General features: G+C 72.0%; 17 protein-coding genes. 10 read left to right on the top strand and 7 right to left on the bottom strand.

Going from position 1 to position 19,627, the window contains the following annotated elements; all coding sequences use genetic code 11:
- Positions 1-30: 30 nt before the first annotated feature.
- From OIE69_RS13425 to OIE69_RS13410, 4 genes are all read right to left on the bottom strand, one after another.
- A complete protein-coding gene (locus OIE69_RS13425; protein WP_326572215.1) occupies positions 31-1,185 on the bottom strand; it encodes a hypothetical protein in 1,155 nt (384 codons plus the stop codon).
- A complete protein-coding gene (locus OIE69_RS13420) occupies positions 1,167-1,892 on the bottom strand; it encodes an ABC transporter ATP-binding protein (RefSeq protein ID WP_326572214.1) in 726 nt (241 codons plus the stop codon). The genes OIE69_RS13425 and OIE69_RS13420 overlap by 19 nt, the downstream gene beginning before the upstream one ends.
- A gap of 258 nt (positions 1,893-2,150) precedes the next feature.
- On the bottom strand, positions 2,151-3,512 hold the full coding sequence (locus tag OIE69_RS13415; RefSeq protein WP_326572213.1) for an aspartate aminotransferase family protein: 1,362 nt from the start codon (positions 3,510-3,512) through the stop codon (positions 2,151-2,153).
- Positions 3,513-3,514: 2 nt separating this feature from the next.
- Complete coding sequence (locus tag OIE69_RS13410; RefSeq protein ID WP_018561743.1) at positions 3,515-3,958, bottom strand: Lrp/AsnC family transcriptional regulator; 444 nt, start codon at positions 3,956-3,958, stop codon at positions 3,515-3,517.
- Between the two features lie 225 nt (positions 3,959-4,183).
- On the opposite strand from OIE69_RS13410, the gene OIE69_RS13405 reads away from it, so the two are divergent.
- Together OIE69_RS13405 and OIE69_RS13400 are read left to right on the top strand one after the other, a co-directional pair.
- Positions 4,184-5,620: a gamma-aminobutyraldehyde dehydrogenase gene (locus OIE69_RS13405; protein WP_326572212.1), complete on the top strand. Its 1,437-nt coding sequence runs from the start codon at positions 4,184-4,186 to the stop codon at positions 5,618-5,620.
- An 83-nt stretch (positions 5,621-5,703) separates the two neighbouring features.
- Entirely contained in the window at positions 5,704-6,204 is a 501-nt protein-coding gene (locus OIE69_RS13400; protein WP_326572211.1) for a hypothetical protein, read from the top strand.
- Positions 6,205-6,270: 66 nt separating this feature from the next.
- On the opposite strand, the gene OIE69_RS13395 is transcribed toward OIE69_RS13400, so the two are convergent.
- Together OIE69_RS13395 and OIE69_RS13390 are read right to left on the bottom strand one after the other, a co-directional pair.
- On the bottom strand, positions 6,271-6,933 hold the full coding sequence (locus tag OIE69_RS13395; protein ID WP_326572210.1) for a glycerophosphodiester phosphodiesterase: 663 nt from the start codon (positions 6,931-6,933) through the stop codon (positions 6,271-6,273).
- Entirely contained in the window at positions 6,921-7,955 is a 1,035-nt protein-coding gene (locus tag OIE69_RS13390; RefSeq protein ID WP_326572209.1) for an adenosine deaminase, read from the bottom strand. The genes OIE69_RS13395 and OIE69_RS13390 overlap by 13 nt, the downstream gene beginning before the upstream one ends.
- A 114-nt stretch (positions 7,956-8,069) precedes the next feature.
- On the opposite strand from OIE69_RS13390, the gene OIE69_RS13385 reads away from it, so the two are divergent.
- Positions 8,070-9,656, top strand: a complete 1,587-nt coding sequence (locus OIE69_RS13385) for a DUF4190 domain-containing protein (protein ID WP_326572208.1) — start codon at positions 8,070-8,072, stop codon at positions 9,654-9,656.
- Between the two features lie 21 nt (positions 9,657-9,677).
- On the opposite strand, the gene OIE69_RS13380 is transcribed toward OIE69_RS13385, so the two are convergent.
- On the bottom strand, positions 9,678-11,375 hold the full coding sequence (locus OIE69_RS13380) for a PucR family transcriptional regulator (RefSeq protein WP_326572207.1): 1,698 nt from the start codon (positions 11,373-11,375) through the stop codon (positions 9,678-9,680).
- Positions 11,376-11,657: 282 nt separating this feature from the next.
- Here OIE69_RS13380 and OIE69_RS13375 point away from each other — a divergent pair, with 282 nt between their 5' ends.
- The 7 genes from OIE69_RS13375 to OIE69_RS13345 all read left to right on the top strand — a co-directional run bounded on the left by OIE69_RS13375 (position 11,658) and on the right by OIE69_RS13345 (position 19,482).
- Positions 11,658-13,175, top strand: a complete 1,518-nt coding sequence (locus OIE69_RS13375; protein WP_326572206.1) for a gamma-aminobutyraldehyde dehydrogenase — start codon at positions 11,658-11,660, stop codon at positions 13,173-13,175.
- A gap of 89 nt (positions 13,176-13,264) precedes the next feature.
- The gene (locus tag OIE69_RS13370) at positions 13,265-14,494 is read left to right on the top strand and encodes a polyamine ABC transporter substrate-binding protein (protein WP_326572205.1); all 1,230 of its coding nucleotides are present in this window, start codon (positions 13,265-13,267) and stop codon (positions 14,492-14,494) included.
- A gap of 29 nt (positions 14,495-14,523) precedes the next feature.
- Positions 14,524-15,708, top strand: coding sequence for an ABC transporter ATP-binding protein (locus tag OIE69_RS13365; protein ID WP_326572204.1), 1,185 nt, complete (start codon positions 14,524-14,526; stop codon positions 15,706-15,708).
- Positions 15,708-16,643, top strand: a complete 936-nt coding sequence (locus OIE69_RS13360) for an ABC transporter permease (protein ID WP_018561753.1) — start codon at positions 15,708-15,710, stop codon at positions 16,641-16,643. The genes OIE69_RS13365 and OIE69_RS13360 overlap by 1 nt, the downstream gene beginning before the upstream one ends.
- Positions 16,643-17,443, top strand: coding sequence for an ABC transporter permease (locus tag OIE69_RS13355; RefSeq protein WP_089224913.1), 801 nt, complete (start codon positions 16,643-16,645; stop codon positions 17,441-17,443). Before OIE69_RS13360 ends, OIE69_RS13355 begins: the two co-directional genes overlap by 1 nt.
- A 34-nt stretch (positions 17,444-17,477) precedes the next feature.
- Entirely contained in the window at positions 17,478-18,872 is a 1,395-nt protein-coding gene (locus OIE69_RS13350; protein ID WP_326572203.1) for an NAD(P)/FAD-dependent oxidoreductase, read from the top strand.
- A gap of 139 nt (positions 18,873-19,011) precedes the next feature.
- Positions 19,012-19,482 carry a hypothetical protein gene (locus tag OIE69_RS13345; RefSeq protein ID WP_326572202.1) on the top strand — a complete coding sequence of 157 codons (471 nt, stop codon included), beginning with the start codon at positions 19,012-19,014 and terminating at the stop codon, positions 19,480-19,482.
- Positions 19,483-19,627 lie beyond the last annotated feature (145 nt).

Raw genomic sequence — 19,627 nt, 5'->3', positions numbered from 1 at the left:
GGGGCCTCCGCCGCGGGGCTCCGCACGGCGCTACGGCAGTGGCAGCGTGCCCAGGTGGGCGACGAGCAGGGTCAGCGGCAGCACCACACCGAGGACCGCGAGGGCCCGCACGGCGGCCGCGTTGCGCAGCAGGGCGGCGGGTGCGCCGAGCCGGGTGAGGGCGGCGGTGGCCGGACGGCGGGCGCGCTTGGCGTCCACCGTCGCGGTCAGGGCGGTCGCGACCGCCGACAGGACGACCAGGAAGGCACCCAGCGCGGTGAGCGGTCCGACGGGGTGCGCCGCGGCTCCGAGCCGGTCGGTGCCGGCGAGGGCGGTGGCGGCCACCGCGCACAGCGCGCCCAGCGGGCGGCCCACGAGCGCCGCCTCCTCCTGGAGGGCCCGCCCCGCCAGGAGCCGCAGGGCACCTGGCCGGTACGACGCCAGCAGCCGTCCGCACAGGTGGACCAGGCCCGGCATGGCCAGCACCATGCCGGTGGCCGTCAGCAGCCAGCCGCCGACGACGGCCGGGGAGACGTGGCCGAGGCCGCCGGGCAGCAGGAGCGTGCCGCCGGGCGCCGGGGCGCCGGCGTCCCCGGCCGAGGAGATCTGCACGGCCAGGCCGATCGCCACGAGAGCCACGCCCCACGGCAGGCCGGACGGAGTGCGGCCCTCGCGGCCGGTGGGCTCCTCCTGACGGGACCGCCGCGGCCGCAGTACGACCGCGGCCGCGACCGCCGCGGCCAGCGGCAGCGTGGCCGACAGCGTCATCGCGCCCGCGAGCGGGAGCTCCCGGTCCGCGCCCAGCGCCTGCGCGGCACCGGTGAGGTGCGGGCCGGGCAGGTCACCGCGGAGGAAGAGGAAGCCCAGGAGCGCGATCAGGACGCCCAGGCCGCAGTTGAGGGCGGAGCTCGCCGCGGCCAGCAGGGGCAGCCCGTGCCGGCCGAGCCCGGCGGCGGCCAGGCCCGCGTGCAGCCGTCCGCTCGGCTCCGTACGGGCCACGAGCACCGACAGGTGGACGGTGGCGGCGAACGGCGCCGCGCACCACAGGAGCCGGACCAGGCCGTCCGGGGCGTCCGCGGGGTGTGCGAGGGCGTGCCCGAGTACGGCGAGCAGCAGGAACCCGGTGCCTGCGGCCGCGGCGACGACCAGCAGCCGGCGCAGCAGCACCTCCGGCCGGGAGCCGAGGGCTACACGGAGGCTGAGCACGAGTCGGCGTCCTCCCGCTCCTGTTGGGGCACGCCGGCCGTGAAGCGGCCGTCGACGAGGGTGACCACCCGGTCGGCGAGGGCGACGACCTCGGGCTCGTTGGACGCCAGCACCACGGTGATGCCGTGCGAGCGGGCGGCGCTGGTCAGTATCCGCAGCACCTGGGCGCGGTCCGCACGGTGCAGCGGGGCGGTCGGTTCGTCGGCGAAGACCACCGACGGCTGGTTGACCAGGGCGCGGGCGATCGCCACGCGCTGCCGCTCGGCCTGGAGCAGCCGGCCGGGTCGCTTGCGGGCGGCCCCGCCGATGTCCAGCCGGTCCAGCCACTCCTGCGCGTCCGCGCGGGCCGTACGGTACGGGACGCCGCACAACAGGAGCGGCAGCGCGGCGTTCTCCCGGACGGTCAGTTCGGGCAGCAACTGCGGGCTGCTGTCGATCCAGCCGAAGCGCTCACGGCGCAGCCGCTCGCGGGCGGTCGCGCCGAGGGTGTGCACGGGGGAGCTGCTGAACCACACCTCGCCCTGCTCGGGGAGCAGTTCGCCGGACAGACAGCGCAGCAAGGTGGTCTTCCCGGCGCCGTGCGGGCCGAGGACGCCGAGGATCTCGCCCTCGCGCACGCCGAGGGACACGCCGAGCAGAGCGGGTGAGCGGTCGTGCGCGTGGCGCAGGCCGCGGGCCCACAGCACGTCGTTGTCGGGTGGGTTCACGTTGGCCTCTAACGAACGCGGGGAGTCCGGGTCACTGCGGCACCGTACGCGCCCCAGGGCCCCTGCCCGCGGTCACCGGGGCGCGTTTCCCCGCCGCGGCCACTCGTGCGGCGTAGCGCACGGGGCGCGTCGTCCGGGGTTCCCGCCCGCCTCGCCGGGAACGCCGATGGGCCGGGGCACGCGGTGTGCGTGCCCCGGCCCGTGGGTGCGTTCGGCGAGTCCGCCCCGGAGGCGAACCGAGCCTTCACATGGGAAAGCTCAGAGCTTGGTCCAGGCCTCCGTGAGGACGGCGCGCAGGACGCCCTCGATCTCGTCGAACGTCGACTGGTCGGCGATCAGCGGCGGCGCGAGCTGGACGACCGGGTCGCCGCGGTCGTCGGCGCGGCAGTAGAGGCCGTTCTCGAAGAGCGCCTTGCTGAGGAAGCCGTACAGGACGCGCTCGGTCTCCTCGTCGGTGAAGGTCTCCTTGGTGACCTTGTCCTTCACGAGCTCGATGCCGTAGAAGAAGCCGTTACCGCGGATGTCGCCGACGATCGGCAGGTCGTGGAGCTTCTCCAGGGTGGCGCGGAAGGCGCCCTCGTTGTCGAGCACGTGCTGGTTGAGCTGCTCGCGCTCGAAGATGTCGAAGTTGGCCAGGGCGACCGCCGACGACACCGGGTGGCCGCCGAAGGTGTAGCCGTGCAGGAAGGTGTTGTCGCCCTTGTAGAAGGGCTCGGCGATGCGGTCGGAGATGATGCACGCGCCGATGGGGGAGTAGCCCGAGGTCATGCCCTTGGCGCAGGTGATCATGTCCGGCACGTAGCCGAACTTGTCGCAGCCGAACATCGTGCCGAGCCGGCCGAAGGCGCAGATGACCTCGTCGGAGACGAGCAGCACGTCGTACTGGTCGCAGATCTCGCGGACCCGCTGGAAGTACCCGGGCGGGGGCGGGAAGCAGCCGCCGGCGTTCTGCACCGGTTCCAGGAAGACGGCCGCGACGGTGTCGGGGCCCTCGAAGAGGATCTCCTGCTCGATCTGGTCGGCGGCCCAGCGGCCGAAGGCCTCCGGGTCGTCGCCGAAGAGCGGGGCGCGGTAGATGTTGGTGTTGGGCACCTTGTGGGCGCCGGGGACCAGCGGCTCGAAGGGGGCCTTCAGGCCGGGCAGGCCGGTGATGGACAGGGCGCCCTGCGGGGTGCCGTGGTAGGCGACGGCGCGCGAGATGACCTTGTACTTGGTCGGCTTGCCCTTGAGCTTGAAGTACTGCTTGGCGAGCTTCCAGGCGGTCTCGACGGCCTCGCCGCCGCCGGTGGTGAAGAAGACCTTGTTGAGGTCGCCGGGGGCGTAGCCGGCCAGGCGCTCGGCGAGCTCGACGGCCTTGGGGTGGGCGTAGCTCCACACCGGGAAGAAGGCGAGCTCCTGGGCCTGCTTGTAGGCGGTCTCGGCGAGCTCCACGCGGCCGTGGCCGGCGTTGACCACGAACAGCCCCGCGAGGCCGTCGATGTACCGCTTGCCCTTGTCGTCGTAGATGTACGTGCCCTCGCCGCGCACGATGGTCGGCACAGGGGCGTTCTCGTACGACGACATGCGGGTGAAGTGCATCCACAGGTGGTCGTACGCGGTCTTGGAAAGGTCCGCGCTCATGGCTATCTGGTTCCCCAGGTGTAGGTCTGCTTCCGGAGCTTGAGGTAGACGAAGCTCTCGGTGGACCGCACGCCGGGCAGCGTGCGGATCCGCTTGTTGATCGTCTCCAGGAGATGGTCGTCGTCCTCGCAGACGATCTCGATCAGCAGGTCGAAGGAGCCCGCGGTCACGACGACGTACTCGACCTCCGTCATCTCCGCGAGCGCGTCGGCGACGGGTTCGATGTCGCCCTCGACGTTGATGCCGACCATCGCCTGCCGCCGGAACCCCACGGTGAGCGGGTCGGTGACGGCGACGATCTGCATGACGCCCTGGTCGAGCAGCTTCTGGACGCGCTGGCGCACGGCCGCCTCGGACAGGCCCACGGCCTTGCCGATGGCGGCGTACGGACGCCTGCCGTCCTCCTGGAGCTGTTCGATGATCGCCTTGGAGACGGAATCGATCACGAAGGCACCGTTGGCGCCCCTGTGATCCGGAGTACGAGTGGCCACGCACCCCACTCTGCACGAGAGGTCAGCCGTCACGCAAGCCCCGATCGATGAAATCCGTGGTTTCGGGGCTCGAAACTCACGGAATCCATTGTTTCGGAGTTTCGGCTATGTCGAATACGGCAGTGCTGCAGGTAGGCTGGGGTCCGTCTCACACATCGGACAGGAACAGGGAGAGGTGCAGTGAGCGAGCTCCGTACCTTGCGCAACCACATCAACGGAGAATTCCGCGACGCCGCCGACGGGCGCACCACCGACGTGGTGAACCCCGCCAACGGCGAGGTCTACGCGACCGCGCCGCTCTCCGCCGCCGCCGATGTCGACGCGGCCATGGCCGCGGCCGCGGCCGCCTTCCCGGCCTGGCGCGACACGACGCCCTCCGAGCGCCAGAAGGCGCTGCTGAAGATCGCGGACGCCTTCGAGGCGCGCGCGGACGAGCTGGTGGCCGTCGAGAGCGAGAACACCGGCAAGCCGATCGGGCTGACGGCCAGCGAGGAGATCCCTCCGATGGTCGACCAGATCCGCTTCTTCGCGGGTGCCGCCCGCCTGCTCGAGGGGCGCTCGGCCGGCGAGTACATGGAGGGCATGACCTCGATCGTCCGCCGCGAGCCGGTCGGCGTCTGCGCCCAGGTCGCCCCGTGGAACTATCCGATGATGATGGCCGTGTGGAAGTTCGCCCCGGCGATCGCCGCGGGCAACACGGTCGTGCTGAAGCCCTCGGACACCACCCCGGCCTCCACCGTGCTGATCGCCGAGATCATCGGCGGGATCCTGCCCAAGGGCGTCTTCAACGTCGTCTGCGGCGACCGCGAGACGGGCCGGCTGATGGTCGAGCACCCGACCCCGGCGATGGCCTCCATCACCGGCTCGGTCCGCGCCGGCATCCAGGTGGCCGGCAGCGCCGCCAAGGACGTCAAGCGCGTCCACCTCGAACTCGGCGGCAAGGCCCCGGTCGTGGTCTTCCAGGACACCGACATCGCCAAGGCGGTCGAGGACATCGCCGTCGCCGGCTACTTCAACGCCGGCCAGGACTGCACCGCCGCCACCCGCGTCCTGGTCCACGAGTCGATCCACGACGAGTTCGTGGCCCAGCTCGCCAAGACCGCCGCCGACACCAAGACCGGCGCCGCGGACGACGAGGACGTGCTGTACGGCCCGCTGAACAACGCCAACCAGCTCGCCCAGGTCACCGGCTTCGTCGAGCGCCTCCCCGCGCACGCCAAGGTCGAGGCCGGCGGCCACCGCGTCGGCGAGAAGGGCTACTTCTACGCCCCGACCGTCGTGTCCGGCCTCAAGCAGGACGACGAGATCATCCAGAACGAGGTCTTCGGTCCGGTCATCACCGTCCAGTCCTTCTCCGACGAGGACCAGGCCGTCGAGTGGGCGAACGGCGTCGAGTACGCCCTGGCCTCCTCGGTGTGGACCAAGGACCACGCCCGTGCGATGCGCATGTCCAAGCGCCTCGACTTCGGCTGCGTGTGGATCAACACCCACATCCCGCTGGTCGCCGAGATGCCGCACGGCGGCTTCAAGAAGTCCGGCTACGGCAAGGACCTGTCCGCCTACGGCTTCGAGGACTACACCCGCATCAAGCACGTCATGACGTCCCTGGACGGCTGACACCGCAGGGCGCGAGCCCACGCCGCGGCCCCGGAGCGACCCCCGCGTCCGGGGCCGCGGCATGTGCGCGTACGCTCCGGGCCATGGAGGATCGAAGATCTCTTGAACAGCGCATACGTGCCTGGCTCGTTGTCTTCGTGGTGTGCCTGCTGCTGAGCGGCGTGACCGCGTTCCCGCTGGTGCACGAGGTGCGGTGGGTGGACGGCTGGGGTCTGCCCGGAGCCGTCGGCGACTGGATCTCCCACGTGCGGGAGGGGCTTGACGCCACCGATGCGAAGTACCCGTTCATGCTCTACGGCACGGACTGGCTCGCCTTCGCTCACCTGGTGATCGCCGTCGCCTTCTACGGCGTCTGGCGCGACGCGGTGCGCAACGTCTGGGTCGTGGAGTGGGCGATGATCGCCTGCGTCGGGATCATCCCGCTCGCCGCGATCTGCATCCCGCTGCGCGGCCTGCCCCTGTGGTGGATGCCGATCGACATGGCCTTCGGCGTCTTCGGCATCGTGCCGCTGCTGGTGCTGCGGCGGATGATCAAGAGGCTGGAGCACTCCGGCACGGCGTCGGCCGTGCCGGCCGGCGTGTGACGGACCGACGGCCGTCCGGCGGCGGCGCCGCCGGACACCCCGCGCCCGCCACCGAGCCGGAGAGGCTCACCGGCCGCCGAGTTCCGCACGCAGCACGTCGATGCGGTTGCTGGTGACGGCGTCGACGCCCAGCCGCTCCAGCCGCCGCATCGTCCGGCGCAGATCCACCGTCCAGGCGCCGACCAGCAGGCCCTCGCCGCGCGCCCACTCCACCAGGGGCGCGCGCACCAGCCCGAAGCGCAGGTTGATCCAGCGCGGCCGCAGCTCCGCGAGCAGCAGCGGCGGCACGGGCGCGGAGGTCTTCCAGGTCAGCGCGATCTCGGCGGCCGGGTCGCGGTCCCGGACCGCCAGGACGGCCGCCGCCTCGCCGCAGTAGTACGTACGGTCCCCGGCGCCCGCGTCCCGGACCGCGGAGAGCACCGGGCCCGCGGACTCCGGCAGGGTGAGGTCGATCAGGGCCCGGCAGCCGCCGACCGCGGCCAGCGCCTCGTGCAGCGTCGGGACGCCCGGCGGCAGCCGGTCCGCGGCGAGGCCCGCGACGGCGGACTCCACGCCCCACAGCCGCTTGAGCGTGGGGTCGTGGAGCAGCACCGGCACCCCGTCGCGGGTCAGGCGCACGTCCATCTCCACCGCGTCCGCCCCCGCGCGGGCCGCGCTGCGCAGCGAGGGCAGGGTGTTCTCGCGGTGGCGGTACGGGTCGCCGCGGTGGGCGATCGCTAGCGCTGCCATCCCGCCAGGTAGGAGTCGATCTCGGCGGTGAGCTTCGCCTTGCCGGGGGCGTCGAGGAAGGAGGCCTCGACGGCGTTCCGGGCGAGCTGGGCCAGGCCGCCCTCGTCGAGCTGCAGCAGCCGCGCGGCCACCGCGTACTCGGTGTTGAGGTCGGTGCCGAACATCGGCGGGTCGTCGCTGTTGATGGTGACGAGCACGCCCGCGGCCACCATCTCCTTGACGGGGTGCTCGTCGAGCGTGGCGACGGCGCGGGTGGCGATGTTCGAGGTCGGGCAGACCTCCAGCGGGATGCGGTGCTCGGCCAGGTGGTCCAGCAGGCGCGGGTCCTGGGTGGCGCTGGTGCCGTGGCCGATGCGCTCGGCGCCCAGCTCACGCAGGGCGTCCCAGATCGTCTGCGGGCCGGTGGTCTCGCCCGCGTGCGGCGCGCTGTGCAGGCCGGCGGCGCGGGCGCGGTCGAAGTACGGCTTGAACTGCGGGCGCGGCACGCCGATCTCGGGCCCGCCCAGCCCGAAGCTGACCAGCCCGTCCGGCTGCAGCTCGGTGGCGATGCGAGCGGTCTCCTCCGCGGAGGCCAGCCCGGCCTCGCCCGGGATGTCGAAGCACCAGCGCAGCACGATGCCGAGCTCCGCCTCGGCCGCCTTGCGGGCGTCCTCGATCGCCTCCACGAACGCCCGGTCCGGGATGCCGCGGCGGACGGAGCTGTACGGGGTCACGGTCAGCTCGGCGTAGCGGATGTTCTGCCGCACCATGTCGCGGGCGACCTCGTACGTCAGCAGGCGTACGTCCTCCGCGTCGCGGATCAGGTCCACGACGGACAGGTAGACCTCGATGAAGTGGGCGAAGTCCCGGAAGCTGAAGTACTCGGCGAGGGCGGCGGGGTCGGTGGGCACCTTGGAATCCGGGTGCCGCGCGGCCAGCTCCGCCACGATGCGGGGCGAGGCCGAGCCGACGTGGTGCACGTGGAGTTCGGCCTTCGGGAGCCCCGCGATGAAGGCGTCGAGGGGTGACGCGGTGTCGGACATGGGGTGATCCTCCTGCGGGGTGGTCGGCAACGGCCATCGTAAACACGAAATTGCCTCCGTCCGGTGTCTTCGCAGGCCATAGCATTGCCCGACGTAGCCACCAGGAAGGCAGCGATGTCCCACGACCCCGAGCACCCGACGCCGCGCGACGCCGCGAGCGAGAACCCCGCAGCGGCGGCCCCGTCGTCCTCGGAGGCCCCGGCGGACGCAAATCCCGCCCCCGACTTCGAGCTGCCCGCCCCGGCGCCCGTGGCGCCGCACGACGCCCCGGACCCGGCGCCTGCGGACGCCGTGCCTGCGGACGCCGTGCCTGCGGACGCCGTGCCTGCGGACGCCGTGCCTGCGGACGCCGGGTCCGGCGCCGACTCGGCCGGGGATGTCGCAGTGGATGCCGATGCGGCGGTCGCCGATGCCGGGCCCGGTGACGGTGCGCGGGCCGAGGCTGCGGCGGCTGACGCCCCGGCCGCCCCGGCAGGGGACGAGGGTACGAAGGTGCCGGGAACAGTGGCTCCCGCGGATGCCGCGGCGCCCGGCGAGGCTGCGGCGGTGAGCGATACTCCCCCCGTCCACAGCGCCTACCCCGCGCCCGCCGCGCCGCCGGTCGGGGTGCCCGGGCCACCGGATCCGTGGGCGCCGCCGGTGCCCGTCGCCCCCGGGTACGGGCAGCCCGGCGCGTACGCCGGGTACAACCCCTGGGCGCCGCCGATCCCGCAGCCGCCGCAGGAGCAGGTGACGCTGACCAAGCGCCCGGTGCCCGAGGACGCGCAGGCGCCCGGGCCGGCGCAGCAGCCGCGCGATCCGTGGGCGCCGCCCGTCCCGGACGCGGCGGCGACCGTGCCCCCGCAGCCGCCGCACGCCACGTTCCCCGGCCACCCCGGCCACCCCGGGCCGCCCGGGTACCCCGCGTATCCGGCTCACCCCGGCTACCCGGGTTACCCCGGCCACCCGGGCTACCCCGGTTACGGGATGGGCCCGTACGGCGGGTGGGCGCCGCCCGTCGCCCGCAACGGCGTCGGTCTGACGGCGATGATCCTGGGGATCGTGGGCGCCGTCCTGGCCATCTCCTGCTTCGGGGCCTTCCTGGGCCTCCCGCTGGGCATCGCCGCCGTCGTCTGCGGCATCGTCGGTCTGCGGATCGCCCGGCGCGGCGAGGCGACCAACCGCCCGCAGGCCTTGACCGGCCTGATCCTCGGGATCATCTCCGTCGTCCTGGCGGGCGGCATGATCGCCCTGGTGGTCGGCGGGATCGACGAGGGCTGGTTCGACGGGCCGGGCGGTGACGACCTGGTCACCTCCCGGAACGCCGACTGGGAGACACCGCTGGACGCCGACGGCACCGCGCTCTACGACGACGGGGTGCACGTCACGCTGTCGGACGTACAGCGGACGACCGACCTCCCGGACAGCATGCTCGAGGGCGGCACCGCCGTCACGTTCTCCATCGAGTTGGAGAACACCGGCGACGGCATCGCCGACCTGAGCGAGAGCGAGATCACGGCCTACGGGGACGACTTCGAGGACGAGAGCCTGCGCGACCTGACCACCGGCGTGGGCCTGCCCGACGAACTGGCCCCGGGCGAGCGCGCGACAAGGGAGATCACCGTGGTCGTGCCGGAGGGCGACGATGACGGCACCTTCCAGGTCGAGGTCGCACCCGGCTACGAGTACGACTACACCTACTGGAACCTGGACGTGCCGTAGCCCCGGCACGGCCGCGGGGCCTCAGCGCCGCACCGCGTCCAGCGCCAGCAGCGCCACGTGCAGCGAGAGGCAGGACTCGACCTGGTCCAGGTCGATGCCGAGGACGCGCTCGACGCGGTGCAGGCGGTCGTAGAAGGAGGGCCGCGACAGGTGCGCGGCGTCGGCCGCGGCCGACTTGTTGCGGCCGGCGTCCAGGTAGACGGTGAGGATCCGGACGAGGTCCGTACCGTGCTCGGCGTCGTACGTGAGCAGCGGGCCGAGCTCGCGCTCGACGTACGTCTGCAGCCGCGCGTCGTCGCGCAGGAGGTGGAGCAGGCCGCGCAGCCGGACGTCCGGCAGCCGGTAGTAGGCCCGCCCGCCCCCCGCCGGCACCCTCTTCTCGGAGGGCTGCGCCCGGCCCCCCTCGCTGCGGCCGCCGTGCATCGCGGCGTCCGCGACCTGTGCCGCCTCCAGCAGGGTGCGGCGCGCGTCGCGCAGGGAGCCGACCGAGGAGCCGGCCGCCATGACGAAGGCGGGGCCGCCGTCGGGGGCGGGCTCGGTCAGCCGGGTGAGCGCGGCGGCGAACTCCTCCAGCGCGGTGTGCTCGTGGTCGGACGGGCCGAGGGAGACCAGCACGCCGACGCCGCCGTCGTCGAGGGTGCCGGTGAGCGCGGTCAGCCCCCGCTCGCGTACGGCCTGGGCCGCCGTCTCGGTGAAGTCCCGCAGCCGGGCCTGTGCCTCCAGGGCGGCCGAGGCCGGTCCGCCGCGCAGCCGCAGCATGACGCCGACCAGCCGCCGGCCCTCCAGCGGCACGCCCAGCGCCCGGGCGCGCAGCGCCACGTCGGAGACGGTCAGGGCGTGGGTGAGGATGCCGGAGAGCAGGGTGCGGTGGGTCTGCCGTTCCAGGGACTCCCGGTCGCGTTCCAGCAGCCGGTTGAGCGCGAGGGTGGCCGCGCCCCGCTCCAGCAGCACGCTGTGGCGGTGCGGGCGCTCGCCCGGTTCCTGCCCGGCGCCGGGGGCGGGCTCGCCGACGACCACCAGCCTGCCCCAGTCCCGGCCGCGCGCCCCGACCGCGGTGACCAGCCAGCCGGTGCGCGGGTCGTGGCCGGTGCGGCCGGCCGGGTGGACGCCGCGGCTGCGCCGTTCCCAGCCGTCGAGCAGTGCCTCGGGGTCGTGTCCCGCCGGGTCGAAGGCGAGCACCTGGTGCGAGAGGTTCTCCAGTACGACGGGCGCGCCCGCCATCCGGGCCACCTCGCGGACGACCTCGTCGGGCTCCGCGCCCTCCACGGACAGTTCGTTGAAGGTCTGGTGCACCGCCTCCGAGGCCCGCAGCTCGGTCAGCTGCGCGTCGACGACGTGGGCGTGCACGGCCTCGGTCACCGCGACGAAGCGCACCTCGGTGCGGAGGGCCACCAGCGGCAGTCCGCGCCGTTCCGCGGCGCGGACCAGGGGGCGGGGGAGGACGTCCGCGTAGCGCCGGCCCAGCTCGACGACGAGGCCCGCGGCGCCGACGTCGGCGAGACCGTCGATGTAGCGGGCCAGGGACTCCTTGTCGTCGGGCAGCATCACGCCGGTGGTGAGGACCAGCTCGCCCCCGTGGAGCATGCCCGCGATGTCGGCCAGCTCGCTGATGTGCACCCAGCGGACCGGGCGCTGCAGCCCGCCGGAGCCCGCGACGACCTGCGGCGAACCCCGTCTGAGCACGTCCAGTTCCAGGACCTCGGCGACGGTGGGGAACACGGCTGACCTCCGGGGCGGAACGGGGCGGTACGTCGTGCCACCGTAACTCCAGGGTGTAAAGGCCCCGGTGGCACGGCTTGCGATGTGTCGGTTGCCCGGTGTGCGCGGCGCCGGGCATCGTCCACCGTGACGATCTGCTGCCGGCCGACGGGCGAACACAGAATTCGTCGCGTAACCAAAAGGCAACAACGGAATCACTTGTTGGGGCGAGCCTACTCTGTCAGGATCGTCCACCAATCCAAGCTTTGGCCACGCCGCCGAGCGGAGTGCTAGGAGAAGACGATGGACCTCAGCGCGAACGGCGGGTTCGATGTGCGGGAGCGTTTCGCCGAGGGGGCCCAGTACGTCGGTGGAACCCTGCGCGGCGGCACCTCCGGCCGGCTGCACCCCGTGGTCGACCCGGCCACCGGCGAGAGCGTGTACTCCTACGAACTCGCGGGCACCGCCGACGTGGACGCCGCCGTCGCCGCCGCCGCGCGGGCACTGCCCGGCTGGGCCGGCGCCACACCCGGTGAGCGCTCCGACGCCATGCACCGCTTCGCCGCCGTCCTCTCGGGGCGGGCCGCCGAGTTCGCCTACGCCGAGTCGCTGCAGTGCGGCAAGCCGCTGCGTCTGACCACGGAGTTCGACGTCCCGGGCACGGTCGACAACACCGCCTTCTTCGCGGGCGCCGCACGCCACCTGGAGGGCAGGGCGGCGGGGGAGTACTCCGGCGACCACACCTCCTATGTGCGGCGCGAGCCCGTCGGCATCGTGGGCTCCATCGCGCCGTGGAACTACCCGCTGCAGATGGCCGCCTGGAAGGTCCTCCCGGCGATCGCCGCGGGCAACACCATCGTGCTCAAGCCGGCCGAGCTGACCCCGCTGACCTCGCTGATGTTCGCCCAGGCGGCGGCCGAGGCGGGTATCCCCGCGGGCGTGGTCAACGTCGTCACCGGCGCGGGGAAGGAGGCGGGGGAGCATCTGGTGGGTCACCCGGACGTCGCGATGACCTCCTTCACCGGCTCCACCGCGGTCGGCAGGCGCGTCGCGGAGATCGCCACCGCCACCGTCAAGCGCCTCCATCTGGAGCTCGGCGGCAAGGCACCCTTCGTCGTCTTCGACGACGCCGACCTGGAGGCGGCCGTCCACGGCGCGGTCGCCGGCGCCCTGATCAACACCGGCCAGGACTGCACCGCCGCCACCCGCGCCTATGTGCAGCGCCCCCTCTACGACGCCTTCGTCGCCGGGGTCGCCGACCTCTTCTCGGGCCTCCGGGTGGGCGACCCGTTCGACGCCAAGACCGACCTCGGCCCGCTCATCTCCCACACCCAGCGCGACCGCGTCGCCGGCTTCGTGGAGCGTGCCCGCTCATACGCCACGATCGTCACGGGAGGAGAGGCGCCCGCCTCGCCGGGCGCCTTCTACCGGCCCACGCTGGTGACCGGCGCCGCACAGGACAGTGAGATCGTCCAGTCGGAGATCTTCGGGCCGGTACTGGTCGTGCTGCCGTTCGACGGCGATGATGAAGGCCTGGCCCTGGCCAACGACACACCGTACGGCCTGGCCGCGTCCGCATGGACCCGTGACGTCTTCCGCGCGGGCCGTGCCACCCGTGAGATCAAGGCGGGGTGCGTCTGGGTCAACGACCACATCCCGATCATCAGCGAGATGCCGCACGGTGGATACAAGGCCTCCGGGTACGGCAAGGACATGTCGGCGTACTCCCTGGAGGAGTACACGCAGGTCAAGCACGTGATGTACGACAACACCGCGGTCGCCAGGAAGAGCTGGCACCGCACGATCTTCGGCGACCGCTGACCCCGGCCGCCCGCCCCTCCGGGACCGCCCCCCACCGGCCCGACAGTCCGTCCGTCCCACGCACGACCGCCCCTGGAGGCTGCACCGCAATGGAGATGTTCGAGGGCCTGTCCGAGCCCGTACGCAAAGCGTGGGAACGCAGCCTGACCAACGGGAGGGCCTCCCTGAGCCGGCGCCGGGTGCTCGGCGCCGGTCTCGGTGTCGCGGGCGCCGGGGCACTGTCCGCCTGCGGCATCCCGGCCGCCACCAACAACCAGGGCGGCGTCAAGAGCGACGACCTGTCCGACAAGGACAAGTCGCTGGTCTTCTCGAACTGGCAGCTCTACATCGACATGAGCGACGACGAGAAGCACATGCCGACCCTGGAGGCCTTCGAGAAGAAGACCGGGATCAAGGTCAAGTACAGCGACGACATCACCGACAACGTCGAGTTCTTCGCCAAGATCAAGCCGCAGCTCGCCGCCGGCCAGTCGACCGGCCGCGACCTGGTCGTCCTCACCGACTGGATGGCCGCCCGGATGATCCGCCTGGGCTGGGCCCAGCCGCTGGACCCCACGTACCTGCCGCACGCCTTCACCAACCTGGAGCAACGTTTCCGCAACCCCGACTGGGACCCCGGACGCGCCCACTCCTACCCCTGGCAGGGCATCGCCACCGTCATCGCGTACAACGAGAAGGCCACCAAGGGCAAGAAGGTCGGCAGCGTCTCCCAGCTGCTGGACGACCCCGACCTCAAGGGCCGCGTCGCCATGCTCAGCGAGATGCGCGACACCATAGGCATGACCCTGCTCGACATGGGCAAGCAGCCCGAGTCCTTCACCGCGGACGACTTCGACGCGGCCGTGGCCCGCGTCCAGAAGGCCGTGGACGGCAAGCAGATCCGCCAGTTCACCGGCAACGAGTACACCGACGGCCTCGCTTCGGGGAACATCGCCGCCTGCGTCGCCTGGGCCGGCGACCTGGTGCAGCTCCAGGCCGACAACCCCGAGATCAAGTTCGTGATCCCGCCCGCCGGCTACATCTACTCCACGGACAACATGCTCGTCCCGGCGGGCTCCAAGCACCGCAAGAACGCCGAGCTGCTGATCGACTGGTACTACCAGCCGGAGATCGCGGCCGAACTCTCGGCATGGGTCAACTACATCACGCCCTGCACGGGCGTCTACGAGGAACTCCTCAAGATCGACGAGGACGTGGCCAACAACCCGCTGATCATTCCCAACGCGGAGATGAAGGCGAAGGCCCATCCCTTCCGGTCGCTCTCCTCCAAGGAGGAGACCGCCTTCGAGGACAAGTTCGCCAAGCTCATCGGCGCCTGACCGGCCACCGCAGTTAGGGATCTGACGACATGACCCAGCAGACCGCACCGCTCGCCGACGAGCCGGCCGGAGCCAGGAACCCCGCCTCCGCGGGAGGCGCCGTGACCCTCACCGGCCTCGGCAAGGAATACGGCGACTTCACCGCCGTCCACCCACTCGACCTGACCATCCCCGAGGGCTCCTTCTTCGCGCTCCTGGGCGCCTCCGGCTGCGGCAAGACCACCACGCTGCGCATGATCGCGGGCCTGGAGGACCCCAGCGGCGGCACCGTCCGCATCGGCGACCAGGACGTCACCGGCCTGCCGCCGTACAAGCGCCCGGTCAACACCGTCTTCCAGAACTACGCGCTCTTCCCGCACCTCGACATCTACGAGAACGTCGCCTTCGGCCTGCGCCGACGCGGCGTCAAGTCCGTCAAGGGCCAGGTCGAGGAGATGCTCGACCTCGTGGAGCTGGGCCACCTCGCCCGCCGCAAGCCGCACCAGCTCTCCGGCGGCCAGCAGCAGCGCGTCGCCGTCGCCCGCGCCCTGATCAACCACCCCAAGGTGCTCCTCCTCGACGAACCGCTGGGCGCCCTGGACCTGAAGCTGCGGCGCCAGATGCAGCTGGAGCTCAAGCGCATCCAGACCGAGGTCGGCATCACCTTCGTGCACGTCACGCACGACCAGGAGGAGGCCATGACCATGGCCGACACCATCGCCGTGATGAACGCGGGCCGCATAGAGCAGCTCGGCGCGCCCACCGACCTGTACGAGAACCCGCGGACGACCTTCGTCGCCAACTTCCTCGGCCAGTCCAACCTCATCGAGGCCGAGGTCGCCGGCACCAGCGGCGACGACCTGCTGCTCAGCGTCGGCGACGGCCGCCTGGCGATGCCCACCGCCCGGTGCGTCCCCTCCGTGCGGGCGGGCGACAAGCTCCTCGCCGGGGTGCGCCCGGAGAAGATATCCATCGTCCACGCCGACGACGCGGCCGAGGTCCCCGAGGGCCGCAACAAGATCACCGGGCGGATCGTCGACGCCAGCTTCATCGGCGTCTCCACCCAGTACGTCGTCAACAGCCCCTGGTGCCCGGAGCTCGCCGTCTTCGCGCAGAACGTGGAGCGCGACGGCCGCCTCGTCCCCGGCGCCGAGGTGGTGCTGCACTGGAGCCCCGCGCACACCTTCGGTCTCGACGCCGCGCAGGACATCGAGGCCGGGGAGGTCAACGCGTAATGGCCGCCCTCTCCACCGCCCCCGCCGGGGCACCGGCGGAGGTACCGCCGGTACCGCCCGGCGCCGCCGCCCGGCGGCGCAGACTCGTCCCGTACTGGCTGCTGCTGCCCGGCATCCTGTGGCTGCTGGTCTTCTTCGCGGCCCCCATGGTCTACCAGGCCTCGACCTCGGTGCAGACCGGCTCCCTGGAGACCGGCTACCAGGTCACCTGGCACTTCGCGACCTACTGGGACGCGTTCAGGGAGTACGACGTCTTCTACCTGCGGTCGCTGATCTACGCCGGCATCGCCACCGTGCTCTGCCTGGCGATCGGCTACCCGCTGGCGTACACCATCGCCTTCAAGGCGGGCCGCTGGCGCAACGTGCTGCTGGTCATGGTCATCGCGCCGTTCTTCACCAGCTTCCTGATCCGCACCCTGGCCTGGAAGACGATCCTCGCCGACGACGGCTACGTCGTGACCGTGCTGGACAAGCTGCACATCCTCAATGTCACCGCGTCCCTCGGCATCACCGCCGACGACCGCGTACTCGCCACCCCGCTGGCGGTGGTGTGCGGTCTGACGTACAACTTCCTGCCCTTCATGATCCTGCCGCTGTACAGCTCGCTGGAGCGCATCGACCCGCGGCTGCACGAGGCGGCGGGCGACCTGTACGCCCGGCCCTTCACCACCTTCCGCAAGGTGACCTTCCCGATCTCGCTGCCCGGCGTCGTGGCCGGCACGCTGCTCACCTTCATCCCGGCCTCCGGCGACTACATAAACGCCGAACTGCTGGGCAGCCCCAGCGAGCAGATGATCGGCAACGTCATCCAGTCCAAGTTCCTGACGGTGCTCGACTACCCGACCGCCGCCGCACTGTCCTTCATGCTCATGGCCGCGATCCTGGTGATCGTGTCCGTCTACATCCGCAAGGCGGGGACGGAGGAACTGGTCTGATGCCCGTGCTGAACTGGGTGCGACGACACCTCGTCGTCTTCGCCGGCGTGGCCGCCCTCGCCTACATGACGATCCCCAACGTGATCGTCCTGATCTTCTCCTTCAACCAGCCCAAGGGCCGCTTCAACTACTCCTGGAACCACTTCTCGCTCGACGCCTGGAAGAACCCCTGCGGCGTCGGCGACATGTGCGACTCGGTGTCGCTGTCCCTGCAGATCGCCGTCCTCGCCACCCTCGGCGCCACCGTCCTCGGCACCATGGTCGCCTTCGCGCTCGGCCGCTACCGCTTCCGCGGCCGCGGCCCGGTGACCGGCCTGATCTGGCTGCCGATGGCGATGCCCGAGATCGTCATGGGCGCCTCGCTCGGCACCCTGTTCCTCAACATGCGCATCCAGTTCGGCTTCCTGACCATCCTCATCGCGCACATCATGTTCTGCCTCAGCTTCGTGGTGACGGCGGTCAAGGCGCGCGTGATGAGCATGGACCCGCGGCTGGAGCAGGCCGCCCAGGACCTCTACGCCACCCCGTGGTCGACGTTCTGGCGGATCACCTTCCCGATCGCCGCGCCCGGCATCGCGGCGGGCGCGCTGCTGAGCTTCGCGATCTCCATCGACGACTTCATCATCACGCAGTTCAACGCCGGCCCGGCGACCGTGACCTTCCCGATGTTCGTCTGGGGCGCCGCCCAGAAGGGCCTGCCCGTCCAGGTGAACGTCATCGGCACGCTGATGTTCGTCGCGGCGGTGCTGTGCGTCGTCGTCGGACAGCTGCTCAGCCGCCGCAGGAAAGCCCATAGTTGATCCGCCGACCGCATCCGCAAAGGTGTGAGACCCCATGGACCCAGCCCGTTCGCTCGCCGACGCGCAGCCGACACCGTTCTGGCTGGAGGACCCCGGCAGGCCGCGGGCCGGTTCCGCCCTCGTCGGCGACGAGCACTGCGACCTGCTGGTGGTCGGCGGCGGCTACACCGGGCTGTGGACCGCGCTGCTGGCCAAGGAGCGCGACCCGCGCCGCGACGTCGTCCTGATCGAGGGCAGGGAGGTGGGCTGGGCGGCGTCCGGCCGCAACGGCGGATTCTGCGCCGCCAGCCTCACCCACGGGCTCGCCAACGGGCTCGCCCGCTGGCCCGAGGAGTTCGGGCGGCTGGAGGAGCTCGGCAACCGCAACCTCGACGGGATCGAGGAGACGGTGGCCCGCCACTCCATCGACTGCGACTTCGAACGCTCCGGTGAGATCGACGTCGCCACCGAGCCCTACCAGCTCGACGACCTGCGGGCGTCCGCCGAGGAGGCCGCCCGGCACGGCGTCGAACTGGAGCTGCTCGACCGCGACCAGGTCCGCGCCGAGGTCGACTCGCCGACCTTCGTCGGCGGCCTGTGGGACCGCAGGGGCGTCGCCATGCTGCACCCGGCGAAGCTCGCCTGGGGCCTGCGGCGGGCCTGCGAGGAGCTGGGCGTACGCGTCTACGAGCACACCCGCGCCACCCGGCTCGCCCGCAACGGCTCCGGCATGGCCGTGCGCACCCCGTACGGGCGCGTCTTCGCCCGGCACGTCGCGCTCGGCACCAACGTCTTCCCCTCACTGGTGCGCCGGGTGCGCCCCTACATCGTCCCCGTGTACGACTACGCGCTGGTGACCGAGCCGCTGACGCCGCAGCAGCTCGGCGCGATCGGCTGGAAGAAGCGCCAGGGACTCGGCGACAGCGCCAACCAGTTCCACTACTTCCGGCTCACCGCCGACAACCGCATCCTGTGGGGCGGTTACGACGCCATCTACCCGTACGGCGGCCGCCTGGACGCCTCCCACGACGAACGCCCGGAGACCTACCTGAAGCTCGCAGGGCACTTCTTCCGCTGCTTCCCGCAGCTGGAGGGCGTGCGCTTCACCCACTCCTGGGGCGGCGCGATCGACACCTGCTCGCGCTTCTCCGCCTTCTACGGCACGGCCCACGACGGGAAGGTCGCCTACGCCGCCGGCTACACCGGCCTCGGTGTCGGCGCCACCCGCTTCGGCGCCGACGTCATGCTCGATCTGCTCTCCGGCGAGCGCACCGAGCGCACCGATCTGCGGATGGTGCGCACCAAGCCGCTGCCCTTCCCGCCCGAGCCCCTGGCGTGGGCGGGGATCGGCCTCACCAAGTGGTCCCTGGACCGCGCCGACCGCAACGCCGGGCGGCGCAACCTGTGGCTCAAGGCGATGGACCGGCTCGGCCTCGGCTTCGACAGCTGACCGGGCCCCCGGCCCCCGCGGCCGCCCTGTGGTCCGGATCACCCCATCGGGCGTGGTGAAACCCGCGTAATGATCCGTCACCGGCCTCCTCTCTCCACGTGACAGCACGACAGCGCACACACGGAACGGAGGAACCGGCATGGTGGGCACAGACGCGCGGGGCGCGGTCGAATGGCTGGTTTCCGTGTCACCCGACCCCGACGCCACCCGGTGGGAATGGGAGCGCCACCCCCTCGGGGTGACGCTGCTGCCCGCCGGGAGGCTGTGGGACGTCCTCATCCTCACCGGCGAACTGGGCTACCCGACGCTCGACGTCCTCACCCGTCTCGTCGACCGCCCGGGCCCGGTCCTGGCCGACTTCGGCGACTCCCGCATGGGCTACTTCGTGCCCCCCGGCACCGCCGCCCGCTGGATCGGCACCGGGGTCCGCACCGCGGGGCCCGGCACCTGGATCGTGGTCCCCTACCCCGGGCGCGCCACGGGCGGCGTCCGCTGGCTCGTGCCGCCGGACGGCACCGGCAACCTCACGGACCCCGGCGTCCTGGAACTGGCCATGCACGAGGCGGCGGCCCATCTGGCCGGATGGCGCGGACGTGATCCGGGCGAGTGATCCCGCGACCGGGGGCCCGCCCGCCGTACGCCCCCGTGCGCGACACTGGAGCCATGATCCCGACGGAACGCGGCCGGCCCCGGAGCGGCCGCGGATACCCGGGCGCGCGACGGCGCGCCCCCGTTTCCGCGCCCCCCGCCGCGGC

The sequence above is a fragment of the Actinacidiphila glaucinigra genome, from assembly GCF_035918135.1.
GTDB classification, from domain to species: Bacteria; Actinomycetota; Actinomycetes; order Streptomycetales; family Streptomycetaceae; genus Actinacidiphila; species Actinacidiphila glaucinigra.
Note: the sequence above shows the minus strand (reverse complement) of the source record. Positions and strands in the feature narration are given on the sequence as shown.

What these genes read in the sequence shown, in the direction of transcription:
- OIE69_RS13415 (WP_326572213.1), bottom strand. Translation starts at nt 3,512, where the DNA reads ATGAGCGCGGACCTTTCCAAGACCGCGTACGACCACCTGTGGATGCAC.
- OIE69_RS13400 (WP_326572211.1), top strand. Translation starts at nt 5,704, where the DNA reads ATGGAGGATCGAAGATCTCTTGAACAGCGCATACGTGCCTGGCTCGTT.
- OIE69_RS13395 (WP_326572210.1), bottom strand. Translation starts at nt 6,933, where the DNA reads ATGGCAGCGCTAGCGATCGCCCACCGCGGCGACCCGTACCGCCACCGC.
- OIE69_RS13390 (WP_326572209.1), bottom strand. Translation starts at nt 7,955, where the DNA reads ATGTCCGACACCGCGTCACCCCTCGACGCCTTCATCGCGGGGCTCCCG.
- OIE69_RS13385 (WP_326572208.1), top strand. Translation starts at nt 8,070, where the DNA reads ATGTCCCACGACCCCGAGCACCCGACGCCGCGCGACGCCGCGAGCGAG.
- OIE69_RS13375 (WP_326572206.1), top strand. Translation starts at nt 11,658, where the DNA reads ATGGACCTCAGCGCGAACGGCGGGTTCGATGTGCGGGAGCGTTTCGCC.
- OIE69_RS13370 (WP_326572205.1), top strand. Translation starts at nt 13,265, where the DNA reads ATGGAGATGTTCGAGGGCCTGTCCGAGCCCGTACGCAAAGCGTGGGAA.
- OIE69_RS13365 (WP_326572204.1), top strand. Translation starts at nt 14,524, where the DNA reads ATGACCCAGCAGACCGCACCGCTCGCCGACGAGCCGGCCGGAGCCAGG.
- OIE69_RS13360 (WP_018561753.1), top strand. Translation starts at nt 15,708, where the DNA reads ATGGCCGCCCTCTCCACCGCCCCCGCCGGGGCACCGGCGGAGGTACCG.
- OIE69_RS13355 (WP_089224913.1), top strand. Translation starts at nt 16,643, where the DNA reads ATGCCCGTGCTGAACTGGGTGCGACGACACCTCGTCGTCTTCGCCGGC.
- OIE69_RS13350 (WP_326572203.1), top strand. Translation starts at nt 17,478, where the DNA reads ATGGACCCAGCCCGTTCGCTCGCCGACGCGCAGCCGACACCGTTCTGG.
- OIE69_RS13345 (WP_326572202.1), top strand. Translation starts at nt 19,012, where the DNA reads ATGGTGGGCACAGACGCGCGGGGCGCGGTCGAATGGCTGGTTTCCGTG.